This window comes from Micromonospora antibiotica (assembly GCF_017599305.1).
Classification (GTDB): Bacteria; Actinomycetota; Actinomycetes; order Mycobacteriales; family Micromonosporaceae; genus Micromonospora; species Micromonospora antibiotica.
The window spans coordinates 16,945-31,489 of record NZ_JAGFWR010000030.1; the positions used below are offsets into that span (position 1 = coordinate 16,945).

Genomic DNA, 14,545 nt, shown 5'->3' on the forward strand with positions numbered 1-14,545 from the left:
ATCACCATGTCGACCCTGGCCTACGAGATCGTGGACGTCTTCACCGACCGCCCGTTCGCCGGCAACCCCCTGGCCGTGGTGTTCGGCGCCGAAGCGCTGGCCACCGAGCAGATGCAGGCGCTGGCGATGGAGTTCAACCTGTCGGAGACGGTGTTCGTGCTGCCGCCGACCCAGGTGGGCGCCACCTACCGGGCCCGGATCTTCACCCCGACCGAGGAGCTGCCGTTCGCCGGGCACCCCAGCGTGGGCGCGGCGGTCACCGCCGTTCGCCGGGGGCTGTTCGGGGTCGGGTCGGTCAGTCAGGAGTGCCACGCCGGGGTGCTCCCCCTTGAGGTGACCGCGACGGGAGCCACCCTGACCGGCGGCACCCCCACCCTCGGGCCGGAACTCGACCCCGAGCCGCTGCTGGAGATGGCCGGGCTCACCGCCGACGACCACACCGGCCCGGCCCCCCGGGTGGCCGGCTGCGGGCTGGAGTTCCCCTACCTCCCGGTGCGTCCGGACGCGGTGGCCCGCGCCCGGGTCAACGCGGCGGCGGCCCAGCGGTACGGAGTCGAACACGTCAGCGTCTTCTCCTGGGACGCCGACACGCAGACCGCACACGCCCGGGTCTTCGTGCCCGGCCTCGGCATCCCGGAGGACCCGGCCACCGGCTCGGCCGCCCTGGGGTTGGGGGTGTGGCTGGTCGCCAGCGGTCTGCTCCCCGGGGAGGGGTGCAGCGGGTACGCCGTCCGGCAGGGCACCGAGATCGGCCGCCCGTCCGCGTTGACCTGCACGGTGACCGCCGAGGGCGGGATGGCGGTCGGGACGACAGTGGCCGGCCAGGTGATGCCGGTGGCCCGGGGTGAGATCGTCGTCCCACCGTTCGTGGGCTGACCGCGATCGGGTGGGAGCTGCGAGAGGATGCGGGTGTGACGGACGAGGTGGATGCCTCCCGGTCGACGCCACTGGTCGACGAGGCGATGAAGAAGGCCGCCGTGGCATGGGTGGGCGTCGCGGACGGGCCGGCGACCGCGCTGTGGTGCGTACCCCTGGAGGGGGCGTTGTTCGTGGTCAGCGGGCCGGGGGAGCAGACCGCGCCGGGCCTGGCCGACGCCGACGCCGCCCGGGTGACCCTGCGCGGCGACCACGGCGGACGCATCGTGACCTGGCCGGCCCGGGTGACCCGGCTGGCCCCGGGCACCCCGGAGTGGGAGACGTCGGCACCGCTGGTGGCGGCGAAGCGGCTGAACGCCTCCGGCCCGACCGCCGACCTGGTGGCCCGCTGGGCGGCCGACGGCTGCGCGCTGACCCGCCTCGCCCCGGACGGCCCGCCGGACGCCGGGTCGGCCCTGCCGGATGCCTCCCTCGCCGCCGAGCCGCGCGGCGCGGCCGTGGTCCGGGCCACCCGCAAGCCGTTCCGCCTGCACCGGGTCCGCCGCCGCTGACCCACCGCCCGGCGTCCACATCCGCGACGCCGCCCGTGTGAGGATGACGCACCGTGTCCTCCGCTGCCCCGCACCCGCGCCCACCTGTCGATCCGCTGACCGTCGGTGTGCTCGCGATCGCCGTCGCCTCGGTCTCGTCGTCGGCCCCGCTGATCGCCTTCGCGGCGGCTCCCGCGCTGGCCGTCGCAGCGTGGCGGAACCTGCTCTCGGCCGCCGTGCTCGTCCCGTTCACGCTGGTCCGCCGGCGGGCCGAGCTGCGCACCCTGACCGTGGGGGCGGGCCGTCGGGAGGGCTGGTACTGCGTGCTGTCCGGGGTGGCGTTGGCCGCGCACTTCGCCACCTGGATGCCGAGCGCCCAGCTCACCTCGGTCGCGGCGGCCACCGCCCTGGGCGCCACCCAGCCGGTCTGGCAGGGGCTGATCGCCCGCTGGCAGGGTCGGCGGCTGCCGTACGCCGTCTGGGTCGGTATCGGGCTGGCGGTGACCGGCGCGGTGCTGGCGACCGGCGCGGACGTCGGCGTCTCCGGCCGGGCCTTCGCCGGTGACCTGCTCGCGGTGGTCGGCGGGATGTTCGCCGCCGTCTACACCGCCTTCGGCGAACGGGCCCGCGCCACCATCAGCACCGCCACCTACACCACCATCTGCTACGGGGTGTGCGCGGTGATCCTGCTGGTCGTCTGCCTGGTCGGCGGGGTACGGCTGCACGGCTACGGCACCAGCACCTGGCTGGCGATCGCCGGGCTGGTGGTGGGGGCCCAACTGCTCGGCCACTCGATGTTCAACCACGCGCTGCGCCGGGTGTCGGCGACCACGATCAGCGTGTTGATCCTGCTGGAGGCGCCCGGTGCGGCACTGATCGCCTGGGCCTGGCTGGGGCAGCTGCCGCGCCCGTTCGCCCTGCCCGGGTTGGCGCTGCTGCTCGCCGGGGTGGCCGTGGTGGTGCTCGGCGGGGCCCGCGCCGGCCGTCGCCCCGCCCCGCCGGCGGTCCCCGCCGACGCCGCCCCGCCCTCCTGAGCGATTCCGCCCAAACCACGGGCAGGGGACCCCGGCACGCGTGAGAGTGCGGGGGGAGGTGGGGTGATGTCGGGGCGCACCGTGGACGACGACCGCAGCGGCACCGTGGTCACCCCGTCGGCCGAGTTCCCGCCGCTCGACCCCGCCGAGGTGGACACCCTGCGCCGGGTCGGCGCGCACTGGCGGACCGGGAGCCGGCCCGCCCTGCCGGTCGACCCGACGCTGGACCGCTACCGGAACCGTCCCGCCCCGGGCCGGTTCAGCCGACTGGCCCCGATCGCGCTGTTCGAGCCGGAGCCGGGTGGCCGGGGCGGGCGGGACGGGTTGATCGCCGCCGAACCGGCGAACCGCCCCGACTCCCGCCTCGGCCGACGGCTGGGCCGGGTCCGGCGGGTGGTGCTCGGCCCACCGTTGGCCAGCGCCGCCGTGCTGCACGAGCGGATGCGCAAACTGGTGGCCCTGCCGGTGCTCTCCTCCGACCTGCTCAGCTCGGTGGCGTACGGGCCGGAGGCGCTGCTGACCGTGCTGGTGCTGGCCGGCAGTGGGGCGCTGGGCCTGGCGCTGCCGCTGTCGGCCGGGCTGGTGCTGTTGATGGTGGCCGTCGGGATCTCCTACCGGCAGACCATCCCGGCGTACCCGCACGGGGCCGGGTCGTACCTGGTGGCGGGGGACAACCTGGGGGTCGGGGCGGGGTTGACCGCCGCCGCCGGGCTGATGCTGGACTACGTGCTGACCGTGTCGGTGTCGATCGCCGCCGGCCTGCACGCGGTCACCTCGGCGTTGCCGGGGCTGACGCCGTTCACCGTGCCGCTCGGGGTGCTGGTGATCCTGCTGCTGCTCGCCGGCAACCTGCGCGGGGTACGCACCGCCGGCAACATCTTCGTCCTGCCCACGTACGCCTTCGTGGCCGCCGTGCTGGGGTTGCTGGTGGTCGGCTACCTGCGGGCGGCCGGCCGGGGGTTCACACCGGTGGCCCCGCCGGTCGTGCCGGCGGCAGAGGGTCTGGGCCTGCTGCTGGTGCTGCGGGCGTTCGCTTCCGGGGCGGTGTCGATGACCGGCATCGAGGCGGTCTCCAACGCGGTCCCGGCGTTCCGCCCGACGGAGTGGCGCAACGCGCGGACCACGCTGGCCTGGATGGTGGCGATGCTGGTGGTCCTCTTCGCCGGGCTGACCCTGCTGATCCACCTGGCCGGTCTGGTGCCCCGCCCCGGTGAGACGCTGCTGTCCCAGCTCGCCCGGGTCACCTTCCCGACCGGCCCCTGGTACGCCGTCGTGCAGGCGACCACCGCGCTGATCCTGCTGCTGGCGGCGAACACCGCGTTCAACGACTTTCCCCGGCTGCTGTTCTTCATGGCCCGCGCCGGTCACGCGCCGCGCCGCTTCCTGCACCTGGGCGACCGGCTGGCGTTCGGCAACGGCCTGGTGGCGTTGTCCGGGACGGCGGTCGTGGTGTTCGTCGCGTTCGGCGGGCACACCGAGAAACTGATCCCGCTGTACGCGGTGGGGGTGTTCCTCGCCTTCACCCTGTCGCAGAGCGGCATGGTGGTGCACTGGCGGCGGCACCGGGACGCCGGCTGGCGGCGTCGGGCGCTGGTCAACGGGGTGGGCGCGGTCCTGTCCGGCCTGGTGCTGCTGACCGCGGCGGTGGCGAAGTTCACCGAGGGCGCCTGGGTGGTGGTCGTCGCCGTACCGCTGCTGGTGCTGCTCTTCCGCCGGATCCACCGGCACTACCGCGACCTGCACACCGCCCTGGCCCTGCGAGCCCCGCCGGCAGCTGCGGAGCCTGGGGCGGGGCCGCAGCCGGTGGCGGGAGAGGGCCCGCCGCCTACCGCGACGGGGCACCGGGTCGGGCCGCCCCGGCCTCCGGCGGGCAGGTCCGTCGAGGTCGAGGAGCTGCCGCAGGAGCTGCGGCACCTGGTGGTGGTCCCGGTGGTACGCCTCAACCGGGCCTCGATGCGCGCCCTGGCGTACGCGGTGTCGCTGGGTCGGCCGACGCTGGCGGTGCACCTAGCCCCGGAGGACGCCGAGGCGGACCGGTTCCGGGAGCAGTGGCGGGCCTGGGGGGACCACGTGCGGTTGGAGACGATCGTCTCGCCGTACCGGGCGGTGGTCGGGCCGTTGGCGCACTATCTGGCGGCGTTGCACGTCGCCGCGCCGGAGCTGGTGCTGACCGTGGTGGTGCCGGAGGTGGTGCTGCGCCGGCCGTGGCACCGCCTGCTGCACAACCGCACCGGTCACCGGCTGCGCCGGGCCCTGCGGGCGCTGCCCGGCGTGGTGGTCACCACCGTCCCGGTCCACGTCGTCGAGTGAGGACCATCCCGGCGGCGCGGGGCGGTCGCCCACGCCACCGTTGGCCGGCCGGGTGGCGGCGTCCTCGCCTACTGCCCACGCCCGATCATGCGCTCCTGCCGGGGTGCGTCAGGATGAGGTCGACCAGGAGGATCGGCGTCATCGCAGCCGCCCCCACGAGCGCCGCCTGCCAGACCGGCAGATCCGCGATCAATCCGACAACGACCAGGATCAGCAGTGCCACTGGATACGCAACCCGCACGTGACGCGCCATGACCCGACTGTAGCGACCGACGCCACCTGCCGAGCGCGCCGCGCGGACGGGTCCCCGGCGGACCGTCGAGCACCGCGTCGCCGGGCCCGCCAGGGAGAGCAGGATCGGGGAGACTTGTTGTCGCTCCAGCAGCAACAGATCTCCACAGGACAGGGTGTCTCCGCAGGGCCTGCTCGTTTCGACGGGTGGGATCAGTCTGCCGGCACCGCCTTCACGTAGACGCCTTCGCCCTGGCGTCCCTCGACCAGGCCCTCGGTCTTGAGGACGAGCATCGCTCCACGGATCGATCCGTAGGACACGTCGTATTCGGCTTTGAGTTCCGCGGTGGACGGGAGTTTGTCCCCCACGGCGAGTTCACCGGTCCGGATCTGCTCGCGGATGGCCTCGGCCACCCGCTCGTACTTGGCGGGCATCTGTACTCCTCGGGTCGCACCCCGAGTAGATCACTTTCAGAAAGCTGCATCAACTATGTCGAGCAAGCTAGACCAGGTAGACATAGTTGATTAAGCTGCTGTCGTGTTCGTCCTCGGGTCGCACCAGGAGGAGCACACGTCCGGTGCCTGCTCAGTTGTCCCCCGGGTCGGGTTCGGCAGGCACCGGACCTGATCAACCCACCAACGAGCTCGTTCAGGTCGCTTGCACGCCCTTCCGAGGAGGTCAAGGTGAGAGCGTTTGCAGCTCCCGCAGTGGTGTCGATGGTGTTCGGTGGATTGGTGCCTGGTTTTCTGGTCGGGCTGTTTGCATTCCGGGTCAAATCCCGGTGGTGTCCGCGCTGCGGCGGGTCCACCGAGGCCGTCCGCCGGCCGACGGAGCGGCACCGATGAGCCTGGTGCAGCGGGAGCGTGCCGAGTTGCCAATCGGGCGGCAGGTGGCACGCTGGCGGGTACGCCGACGGATGACCCAACAGGTCTTCGCCGATCGGCTCGGCAAGTCGAAGAGCTGGGTGGACAAGGTCGAACGCGGTGTCCGAGCGCTGGACCGGTATTCGGTGATCCAGGAGATCGCCGAAGTGCTCCACCTCGACCCGGCCGTCCTGCTCGGTCCCCGCCAGCCTCCGCCGTCAACGGCCGCCGGCCTGGACGGGGTCGACGCGCTCCGCGACGCGCTGGCTCGCTACCACCGGCCAGTGATCCGGGCCGTCCCGGGCGATCAAGTGGAACGACACCTCGCGCACGCCTGGCTGACCTACCAGCATGCCCACTATGCACAACTACTGCGGTCCCTGCCCGCACTGCTCGACGCCGCCCACGGTGCCCCCACGTTGCTGGTGCCCGCGTACCGGATCACCGCATCGGTGCTGGTCAAGCTCGGTGAAGCCGATCTCGCCTGGCTCGCCGCCGATCGCGCAGTGACCGCCGCAGCAACCGATCCCACCCGCACCGGCACCGCCACCATCGCCGTCGCCCAGGCACTGCGTGCTCTCAGCCGCGACCGACTCGCCCTGACCGCTTGCGTCAGGGCGGCGGAAACCACCACAGACGACGCGGTACGCGGAACTCTGCTGGTACAAGGTGGTCTCGCCGCCGCCAGTGGTGGCGATCGCCGCAACGCCGATGACCTCCTCAACCACGCCGCCGACCTGGCCGACCGCCGGACAACCGACGACCCGCATCACACCGCCTTCGGCCCCACCGCCGTGCTGCTGGCACTGGCCCTCGCCGCCCTCACCCTCGGCGACACGGAGGAAGCGATCTATCGGCATGAGCGGGCCGCCCGGCGTGCCGACTGGCCGGCCCTGCCCGCCGAGCACCGGGCCGCCCACCTTGTCGATGTCGCCCGCGCCTACCTCCAGACCGGCAACGTCGCTGCCGCCGGACAGGCCCTCCTCGATGCCGACCGGATCGCCCCTGCCGAGGTTCGTTACCGACCGTACGCCCGTACCGTGATCGCCGAAATCACCCGCAGCGGCCCGGCGGCGGCCGGCGTGACCCGGCTGGCCGCCATCGTCGGCCTGACCCGGTGAACCGATCGGGTGCTGGCGAGCATTTCTGAGCATCCGTGATGGTTACCGCGATCCCGAGGCGCAGCAGCGGGTGGGGAGCCTGGGACGGCGCGGCCGGGTCAGGCGGCGAGGCCGACGGCGGTGGCGCTGGCGGTCCAGAGGCGCGCGGCCAGCGCCGGGTCGGCGGCGCGCGGCCAGGGCCGGCGCAGCCGCCGGTCGGCGTAGTAGCCCCCGTCGACCAGCCGGGACGCGGGCTGGTTGGCCAACCAGAGCAGGGTCTCCGCGCCCTTCTCCGGGCTGCGGAACGGCATCACCCGCATGCCGAGGGCGACCAGCCTGCTGTCCGCGCCGAACCGGGTCCGCACCACCCCCGGGTGGAACGAGTACGCCGGCACGTCCGGCCAGCGTCGGGCCGCCTCGGCGGCGAACAGGATGTTGGCCTGCTTGCTGGTGCCGTACGCGCGCATCGGCCGGTAACGGCGCAGCGCGGCGTTGAGGTCGTCGGGGTCGAGGGTCCCGCTGCGGTGCGCACCGGAGGCGGTCACCACCAGCCGGCCGACCCGGTCGATCAGCAGGTTGCTCAACAGGAACGGGGCCAGGTGGTTGGCCTGGATCGACAGCTCGAACCCGTCGACCGTGGTGAGCGGCTCCAACACGATCGCCCCGGCGTTGTTGGCCAGCACGTCGATCCGGTCGTACGCCGCCCGCAGCCGCTCGGCGAGCCCGCGTACGTCGTCCAGCACGGCGAAGTCGGCGCGGAAGAGTTCGGGGCGCTCGCCGGACGCCTCGCGTACCCGGTCACCGGCGGCCTGGAGGCGGGCCGGGTCCCGGCCGACCAGCACCACCCGGTCGCCCCGCCGGGCCAGCGCCACGGACGCGGCCAGGCCGATGCCGGAGCTGGCCCCGGTCACCACCACGGTCCGCCGCCCGGCGAGATCTTCCACAGGTCCGTTCACCCCGGTCACGGCACGAGGTTACCGTGAGGTCACCAAGCCCCGGGGACCGTCGGGTCCCTGTCATGTCCAACGGGGTGCGGCCATCGACGCCGCCGCTCCTGCGGGTCCGCGAACACCGACGCGCCCTGGCGGTCCCGGCCGGGCGGCGCGCACCCCGCACGTCACCCCATCGCGGCAGTGACCCGGTGGGCCGCCCCGGGTCCCGGGGCGGCCCCGCTGCTCAGTAGCTGGTGCCGTAGCCGGTCGTCGACTCCTGGTTGGCCAGCCAGACGAAGAAGACCACCAGGGCGATGGTGGCCAGCACCGCGATGACGGTGGAGATCCAGCCGACGACGATGCCGGCGGTGGCGAAGCCGGCGCCGCCCTCGCCCCGCTCCCTGATCTGCTTGCGGGCCACGTGGCCGAGGATCGCGCCGATGATGCCGATGTAGCCGCCGAGCCCGTAACCGCACAGGCCGATCGCGCCGATGATCGAGACGATCATCGAGGCGATGGCGAGGCCGCTCTGCGGGGGCGGGGGCTGGTAGCCGCCGTAGCCGGGGAACCCGGCCGGCTGCGGGTAACCGGACGGTTGCGGGTAGGCGGCTGCGGCGGCGTACGGGTCGACCGGGCCGGCCTGGCCGGGGATCAGCGGCGCACCCGCGTACGGGTCAGCCGGGGCGTACGGGTCCTTGCCGATCGGTTGGGCGGAAACCGGTGGGCCGCTGGCCGGCAGTGTCGGATCGGGCTGGTGGCCCGACCATGCCGGGTCCTGCCAGCCGTCCGAGGGCGGGGGGTAGGTCATCTGATCTTCTCCGTCGCATGTAGGTGCGCCGTCAGGGTAGCCAGGGTGCAACAGCGGTGGGGTCCGCCCGTGGTGGCTCGTTGCCCACGTCGCACCGAGCGGGCAGGATCGCGGCATGGCTATCGACGCACGTGGGGCCGACCGATCCGGCAGCCGACCGAGGCGGGACGTGAGCCGTCCCGGCCTGGCCCGGCGCACCCGCGCCGTCGGCGGCGGCAGCGACGCCGGCCAGGACGAGCCGGTGCCGGTGGCCGACCCGGTGACCATGCGGCTGGACGGCCGGGTCGCGCTGGTCACCGGTGCGGGCAGCGCGGACGGCATCGGGTACGCGACCGCCCGCCGACTGGCCGACCTGGGTGCCCGGGTGGCGATCGTCTCCACCACCCGGCGCATCCACGACCGGGCCGGGGAACTGGGCGTGACCGGCTTCGTCGCCGACCTGACCGACGAGTCCGAGGTCGGTGCACTGGCCGACGCGGTCGCCGAGCAGCTCGGTGACGTCGAGGTGCTGGTCAACAACGCCGGCCTGGCCAGCCGGGCCAGCCCCGAGGTGCTGCGTCCGGTGGCCCAGCTCAGCTATGACGAGTGGCGCGGCGAGATCGACCGGAACCTGACCACCGCGTTCCTGTGCAGCCGGGCCTTCATCGGCGGGATGGCCGAACGGGGCTGGGGGCGGATCGTCAACCTCTCGGCGACCGCCGGGCCGGTCAAGGCGCTGCCCACCGAGGCGGCGTACGCGGCGGCGAAGGCGGGGGTGGTCGGGCTGACCCGGGCGCTGGCGATGGAGATGATCGCCGACGGGGTGACGGTGAACGCGGTGGCCCCGGGGACGATCTACACGGCGGCGTCCACGATCGCGGAGATCAAGCAGGGGTTGGGCACCCCGGTCGGCCGCCCCGGCACCCCCGACGAGGTGGCCGCTGCGATCAGTTTCCTCTGCTCGCCGGCGGCGTCGTACATCACCGGCCAGATGCTGGTGGTCGACGGCGGCAACAGCGTCCGGGAGGCGCAGTTCCGCTGATCAGTACCCGGTGTCGCTGCTGCCGCTGGCACCGGCCCACACGACGAGGGCCAGCCAGCCGCAGCAGACGAGCACCCCGATCACGGTGAACGCGTAGCCCAGGACCAGCCCCCAGGTGGCGAGCTGGTCGCCCGCCTCGCCGGTGCGGCGGATCTGCCGCTTGGCCAGGTGGCCGAGGACGATGCCGGCCGGGGCGAAGACGAAGGCGAGGACCAGGGACAGGATCGCCAGCACGTTGGTTGCACCGCCGGGCCGCCCGTACTGCCCGGACGGCGGGTACGCCGGCTGCTCCCACGGCTGTCGCCCCCACTGTTGCTGTCCCCAGGGCTGTTCGCCCGGCGTCGGCTGCCCCCAGGGTGGTTCGGCGGGAGCCGGCGGTGTCCGGTCCGGCGGCTCGTCCGGCGGTGGCTGTCCCCACGGCGGCGGCTCGTCCGGCGGTGGCTGTCCCCATGATGGTGGGGTCGGCGGAGCGGACTGCGGCGGTTCGGCCGGCTCACCGGTCGGCGGTGGTTCGGCCGGGTGGCCCGACGGGGACGGTCCGGTGGGCTGCGCCCAGGGCGACGGGTCGGGCCGGGGCGGTTCGTACGGCGATGGGGGCTGCTCCGGTCCCCCCGGTGGCGTACTCACGGTGTCCGCCTTCCGCCGCAGTTCAGTGGCCCTTTCCCCTGCGGACGCTACCGGTAGCGGTGCACCTTTTCCCGGCGGTTGGCGGGACGGGTCGCCGGCGGGTCCGGCTCCGGATCGGCGTCGGTCTCAGCCGAGCCGGCTGAGACCGGCGGCGGCCCGTTCGACGATCAGACAACGGTCCTCGACGTAGTCGATGCCGGCCTCCTCGGCGATCCGCCGCGCCTCGGCCGAGACGATGCCGAGCTGTAGCCAGACCGCCGGAGCACCGATCGCGACCGCCTGACGGACCACCTCCACCGCGTCCCGGGCCGGTCGGAAGACGTTCACCAGGTCCACCGGGTGCGGGATGTCGGCCAGTGAGGCGTACGCCCGCTCACCGAACAACTCGTCCACCGTCGGGTTGACCGGGATGATCCGCCAGCCGTACCGCTGCATCTGCGCCGGCACCCGGTGTGCGGCCTTGCCCGGGTCGCGGGACGCACCCACGACGGCGATCACGGCTGAGTCGGCGAGGAGCTGCTGGGCGGTCCGCATCCGCCGAGCCTAGCTCCGAGGGTCGGAACCGTCCTGCGCGCAGCGCAGCGCCGGGTGGGGGCATGGTCACCGTCGCGGACGGTCAGAGCAGGGCGAGCTGTTCGCCGGTGGGCGTGGGCGACGGGTCCGGGGGCCGGCGCGTGTCGCCGGGTCCGCCCTGGGGCAGGCCGTGCCGGCGAGCCGCGATCCGCACCCGGGCGGTCACCTCCCGCTGGTACGCCTGCGGCGGGTAGGCCCCGGACCGGTACAGCTCGCGATAGCGGGGGACCAGGTGGGGGAACTCCCGACCGAGCCAGTACGCATACCACTGGCGGGCACCGGGACGCAGGTGCAGGGTCAGCGGGGTGACGCCGGTGGCGCCTGCGGCGGCGATCGCCGCGACGGTGGCGTCGATCGACTCGTCGTCGTCGCTGAGGCCGGGCAGGATCGGTGCCATCAGCACCCCCACCTCGAAGCCGGCGTCGGTGAGCCGGCGCACCGCGTCGAGCCGGCGGGCCGGGCTCGGGGTGCCGGGCTCCACCGCCCGCCACAGCGCCTCGTCGACGAAGCCGACCGAGAACGACAGGCTGACCCGGGTGACCTCGGCGGCCTGCCGCAGCAGCGGCAGGTCGCGCAGGATCAGGGTGCCCTTGGTGAGGATCGAGAACGGGTTGGCGAAGTCGCGCAGCGCCTCGATGATCGGCGGCAGCAGCCGGTAACGGCCCTCGGCCCGCTGGTAGCAGTCGACGTTGGTGCCCATCGCGATGGCCGCGCCACGCCAGCGCGGGGCGGCCAACTCGCGGCGGACCAGCTCCCCGGCGTTGACCTTGACGATCACCTTGCGGTCGAAGTCCGCCCCGGCGTCGAGATCGAGATAGGTGTGGGAGCTGCGCGCGAAGCAGTAGACACAGGCGTGGGTGCAGCCCCGGTAGGGGTTGATCGTCCAGCTGAACGGCACCCGTGACTCGCCCGGCACCCGATTGATGATCGACTTTGCCTGCACCTCGTAGAAGGTCATCCCGGCGAAGTCAGGGGTGTCGAAGGTGCGGACGATCGCTCCGGGCAGCGCCAGCGGCAGGGGTGGCGTCGCTGGCGCTGCCCGGTCGGGATGCTCCTCGTCCGGGGGAGCGGAGAGGTGATCCCAGCGCATGCCGATTATTCGAACATGTGTGCGACCGGAACGCAAGTGACCTGACGTGGCCCGGCCGCGGGTGCGGTGCTCAGTGCTGGTGGTTGGCCAGCTGCTTACGCACGTCGTCCATGTCGAGGGCCTGGACCTGCTCGATCAGGTTCTCCAGGGCCGACTCGGGCAGCGCGCCCGGCTGGGCGAAGACGATCACGCCGTCCCGGATCGCCATGATCGTCGGGATGGAGCGGATGTCGAACTTGGCCCCCAGCTCCTGCTGCGCCTCGGTGTCGACCTTGCCGAAGGTGATGTCGGGGTGCTTTTCCGACGAACGCTCATAGACCGGGGCGAACCGCTTGCACGGGCCACACCACTCGGCCCAGAAGTCGACCAGCACGATGCCGCTGCTCTCGGTCACCTCGTCGAAGTTGGCCGTGGTCAGCTCAACGGTTGCCATTGGACTCTCCGATCAGCGCAGATTGCGTTTTCCGTCCGGTAGAACCAGGTGGTACCCCGGCAAATTCCCGGGTGGGGGACGCCGAAACCGGCACGCTCGGGACGGCCCGATCATGCTCATCGAACCGCGTCGGTCGATGTGCGCATGCGGACTGCACTTGCATGACGCATTTGCGTGACCGCCCGTGATGGGAGCGTTTCCAGGGAGATCGCCCCCCGGACCAGCGAACACGCATCGATTTGTGGTCTGACAAGGTGCTACTTCACCTGCGGAGATCGCTCTCTCGTTGATCAATAATGACTCTCCGTATTGTTACGAAAAGATAAATGTGACCTCCGTCTCTGTCCGTTCATCGCTTCGATGGGGCAGAATCTTCGACATCAGAGCGTGGGCGGCGGGTGCCGGGGAGGGCCCCGCCGCTCATTGCGTCTCCCCCCGGGTGGGGCCCGGTGTGACATTTCCCCGGCCCCCACGCCCCCGGCATCTCCTTAACCACCGCTAAGGCGGGAAGCTGCGGTAAGACGCGCCGGGTCGGACCCCGTCGGCTCGTCGGCCAGGGCCCGGCAGGGCGTCGTCACCCGTCGGCGGGCAGGACGCAGACCCGCAACAACCACGACGAGGGCCAGTCGGGCGTCTTCCGGTCCGGCCGCCACGGCGCGCCACGGCGTTTCGAGGCCCGCCCCGGGCGGTTCGAGGCCGGCTGTGGGGCGGATCGAGGCAGGACCGGCCCGTCGCCCGTCGCGGTGGGCATATGCTGACGGCGGAGGTCCTGATGAGCCACTCCCTCGCCGGAGAGCCGCCCTCTGCCGGACGGCGTGCCGCACCGCTGACCACCGCCGCCTACTCCGCCGTCGAGTGGGACCTGCTCACCACCCTGCCCGGCCGGGTGCTGGTGGCCGCCGCGTCGCCCGGTCCCGGTCGTCCGGCCCGGGACGTCGCCGCCGGTCTCGTCGGACTGGACGCCGTCGCCGCCGGTCGGGCCTCCGACAGTGACCTGGTACGCGCCGTGGCCGCCGCGATCTACGCCCGGCACGACGGTGCGACCGCCCCGACCGGCAGCGCGACCGCCCCGACCGACAGTGCGGCGGTCCCGACCGGCAGTGCGGCGGCCCTGGCCGGCGGGCTCGCCGATCCGGCGGAGCTGCCACAGGTGTGCCGGGCCGCCGTGCGGGTGCTGCGCCGCCGGGCCGACCCGGCCGACTCCGCCGCGTACCGGCAGTGGGTGGAGTCGGTGGCGGTGCGGGTCTGCCGGACCGGCACCCCGCAACCGAGCCACCGGCGCTTCCTGGACCGCCTCGGCGACGCCCTGGACCTGCGCTGACAGGTGCACCGTCGACCGGTGGTGCCGCCGGACCCGTCGTGGTGTCGGCCGGGGTGGCGTGCGGCGGTGGCGGCGGCGGGCCGTACCCTCTGGCAATCGTGACCGAGGACCAGCTCGACGTGGGTGTCGGACCGTGGGTCGGCGACCTGCCGGACGACCCACGCTACGACCCGGAGCTGCTCGCGGCGGGCGACCGGCGCAACGTGGTGGACCGCTACCGCTACTGGCGGCGGGAGGCCGTCGTGGCCGACCTGGACGAGCGGCGACACGACTTCCACGTCGCCATCGAGAACTGGCAGCACGACTTCAACATCGGCACGGTGGTCCGGAACGCCAACGCGTTCCTCGCCGCCGAGGTGCACATCGTCGGGCTGCGGCGGTGGAACCGTCGGGGCGCGATGGTGACCGACCGCTACCAGCACGTCCGGCACCATCCGACGATCGAGGAGTTCGTCGGCTGGGCCGGCGGGCACGACCTGCCGGTGGTCGGCATCGACAACCTGCCCGGTTCCCGGCCGCTGGAGACCACCACCCTGCCCCGGCGCTGCGTGCTGCTCTTCGGCCAGGAGGGCCCCGGCCTGTCCGACGCCGCGCGGGCCGCCTGCGACCAGCTCTTCTCGATCGCCCAGTACGGCTCGACCCGGTCGATCAACGCCGGGGTGGCCAGCGGCATCGCCATGCACGCCTGGATCCGCGCCCACGCCGCCGCCCCGCCGTCCTGACCGGCACGCCGCCGGTCGGACCGTGGCCGACCCGGCCCCGGGCGGCTGCCCCGGTCCTCGCCGGCTGGGCGGG

At 73.3% G+C, this 14,545-nt stretch carries 16 protein-coding genes; 8 read left to right on the forward strand and 8 right to left on the reverse strand.

The features are described 5' to 3' along the window. The first annotated feature begins 6 nt into the window (after positions 1-6). From JQN83_RS29195 to JQN83_RS29210, 4 genes are all read left to right on the forward strand, one after another. The gene (locus JQN83_RS29195) at positions 7-876 is read left to right on the forward strand and encodes a PhzF family phenazine biosynthesis protein (protein WP_208570368.1); all 870 of its coding nucleotides are present in this window, start codon (positions 7-9) and stop codon (positions 874-876) included. 86 nt (positions 877-962) lie between these two features. Further along, positions 963-1,427 (forward strand): hypothetical protein, encoded by a 465-nt coding sequence (locus JQN83_RS29200; RefSeq protein WP_244253460.1) that lies wholly within the window; start codon positions 963-965, stop codon positions 1,425-1,427. A gap of 53 nt (positions 1,428-1,480) precedes the next feature. After that, a complete protein-coding gene (locus tag JQN83_RS29205) occupies positions 1,481-2,440 on the forward strand; it encodes a DMT family transporter (protein WP_208570370.1) in 960 nt (319 codons plus the stop codon). A 66-nt stretch (positions 2,441-2,506) separates the two neighbouring features. Next, a complete protein-coding gene (locus JQN83_RS29210; RefSeq protein ID WP_208570371.1) occupies positions 2,507-4,750 on the forward strand; it encodes an APC family permease in 2,244 nt (747 codons plus the stop codon). A gap of 85 nt (positions 4,751-4,835) precedes the next feature. Here the strand turns inward: JQN83_RS29210 and JQN83_RS29215 are convergent, their stop codons facing one another. Together JQN83_RS29215 and JQN83_RS29220 are read right to left on the reverse strand one after the other, a co-directional pair. After that, entirely contained in the window at positions 4,836-5,003 is a 168-nt protein-coding gene (locus tag JQN83_RS29215) for a hypothetical protein (protein WP_208570372.1), read from the reverse strand. A 191-nt stretch (positions 5,004-5,194) separates the two neighbouring features. Beyond that, complete coding sequence (locus JQN83_RS29220; protein WP_208570373.1) at positions 5,195-5,416, reverse strand: winged helix-turn-helix domain-containing protein; 222 nt, start codon at positions 5,414-5,416, stop codon at positions 5,195-5,197. A gap of 407 nt (positions 5,417-5,823) precedes the next feature. Here JQN83_RS29220 and JQN83_RS29225 point away from each other — a divergent pair, with 407 nt between their 5' ends. Further along, complete coding sequence (locus JQN83_RS29225) at positions 5,824-6,966, forward strand: helix-turn-helix domain-containing protein (protein WP_208570374.1); 1,143 nt, start codon at positions 5,824-5,826, stop codon at positions 6,964-6,966. Positions 6,967-7,064: 98 nt separating this feature from the next. Here JQN83_RS29225 and JQN83_RS29230 read toward each other — a convergent pair whose 3' ends face one another. Next, positions 7,065-7,889 (reverse strand): SDR family NAD(P)-dependent oxidoreductase, encoded by an 825-nt coding sequence (locus tag JQN83_RS29230; protein ID WP_208570416.1) that lies wholly within the window; start codon positions 7,887-7,889, stop codon positions 7,065-7,067. 232 nt (positions 7,890-8,121) lie between these two features. Next, on the reverse strand, positions 8,122-8,685 hold the full coding sequence (locus JQN83_RS29235) for a DUF4190 domain-containing protein (protein WP_208570375.1): 564 nt from the start codon (positions 8,683-8,685) through the stop codon (positions 8,122-8,124). Positions 8,686-8,869: 184 nt separating this feature from the next. On the opposite strand from JQN83_RS29235, the gene JQN83_RS29240 reads away from it, so the two are divergent. After that, positions 8,870-9,706 carry an SDR family NAD(P)-dependent oxidoreductase gene (locus tag JQN83_RS29240; RefSeq protein ID WP_208570417.1) on the forward strand — a complete coding sequence of 279 codons (837 nt, stop codon included), beginning with the start codon at positions 8,870-8,872 and terminating at the stop codon, positions 9,704-9,706. On the opposite strand, the gene JQN83_RS29245 is transcribed toward JQN83_RS29240, so the two are convergent. The 4 genes from JQN83_RS29245 to trxA form a co-directional block, all read right to left on the reverse strand. Beyond that, complete coding sequence (locus JQN83_RS29245) at positions 9,707-10,333, reverse strand: DUF4190 domain-containing protein (RefSeq protein ID WP_208570376.1); 627 nt, start codon at positions 10,331-10,333, stop codon at positions 9,707-9,709. Positions 10,334-10,459: 126 nt separating this feature from the next. Continuing rightward, the gene (locus tag JQN83_RS29250; RefSeq protein WP_208570377.1) at positions 10,460-10,867 is read right to left on the reverse strand and encodes a CoA-binding protein; all 408 of its coding nucleotides are present in this window, start codon (positions 10,865-10,867) and stop codon (positions 10,460-10,462) included. A gap of 82 nt (positions 10,868-10,949) precedes the next feature. Continuing rightward, positions 10,950-11,996: an Rv2578c family radical SAM protein gene (locus JQN83_RS29255; protein ID WP_208570378.1), complete on the reverse strand. Its 1,047-nt coding sequence runs from the start codon at positions 11,994-11,996 to the stop codon at positions 10,950-10,952. Between the two features lie 70 nt (positions 11,997-12,066). After that, complete coding sequence (gene trxA / locus JQN83_RS29260; RefSeq protein ID WP_088647038.1) at positions 12,067-12,429, reverse strand: thioredoxin; 363 nt, start codon at positions 12,427-12,429, stop codon at positions 12,067-12,069. Positions 12,430-13,180: 751 nt separating this feature from the next. Between trxA and JQN83_RS29265 the strand changes: the two genes are divergently transcribed. Together JQN83_RS29265 and JQN83_RS29270 are read left to right on the forward strand one after the other, a co-directional pair. Continuing rightward, positions 13,181-13,750 carry a hypothetical protein gene (locus JQN83_RS29265; protein WP_208570379.1) on the forward strand — a complete coding sequence of 190 codons (570 nt, stop codon included), beginning with the start codon at positions 13,181-13,183 and terminating at the stop codon, positions 13,748-13,750. Positions 13,751-13,848: 98 nt separating this feature from the next. Next, positions 13,849-14,472 (forward strand): TrmH family RNA methyltransferase, encoded by a 624-nt coding sequence (locus tag JQN83_RS29270; protein WP_208570380.1) that lies wholly within the window; start codon positions 13,849-13,851, stop codon positions 14,470-14,472. Positions 14,473-14,545 lie beyond the last annotated feature (73 nt).

Bases quoted from the DNA above. Each gene is read 5' to 3' on its own strand.
- JQN83_RS29195 (WP_208570368.1), top strand. From the start codon at position 7: ATGTCGACCCTGGCCTACGAGATCGTGGACGTCTTCACCGACCGCCCG.
- JQN83_RS29200 (WP_244253460.1), top strand. From the start codon at position 963: ATGAAGAAGGCCGCCGTGGCATGGGTGGGCGTCGCGGACGGGCCGGCG.
- JQN83_RS29210 (WP_208570371.1), top strand. From the start codon at position 2,507: ATGTCGGGGCGCACCGTGGACGACGACCGCAGCGGCACCGTGGTCACC.
- JQN83_RS29215 (WP_208570372.1), bottom strand. From the start codon at position 5,003: ATGGCGCGTCACGTGCGGGTTGCGTATCCAGTGGCACTGCTGATCCTG.
- JQN83_RS29220 (WP_208570373.1), bottom strand. From the start codon at position 5,416: ATGCCCGCCAAGTACGAGCGGGTGGCCGAGGCCATCCGCGAGCAGATC.
- JQN83_RS29225 (WP_208570374.1), top strand. From the start codon at position 5,824: ATGAGCCTGGTGCAGCGGGAGCGTGCCGAGTTGCCAATCGGGCGGCAG.
- JQN83_RS29235 (WP_208570375.1), bottom strand. From the start codon at position 8,685: ATGACCTACCCCCCGCCCTCGGACGGCTGGCAGGACCCGGCATGGTCG.
- JQN83_RS29250 (WP_208570377.1), bottom strand. From the start codon at position 10,867: ATGCGGACCGCCCAGCAGCTCCTCGCCGACTCAGCCGTGATCGCCGTC.
- JQN83_RS29255 (WP_208570378.1), bottom strand. From the start codon at position 11,996: ATGCGCTGGGATCACCTCTCCGCTCCCCCGGACGAGGAGCATCCCGAC.
- trxA (WP_088647038.1), bottom strand. From the start codon at position 12,429: ATGGCAACCGTTGAGCTGACCACGGCCAACTTCGACGAGGTGACCGAG.
- JQN83_RS29265 (WP_208570379.1), top strand. From the start codon at position 13,181: ATGCTGACGGCGGAGGTCCTGATGAGCCACTCCCTCGCCGGAGAGCCG.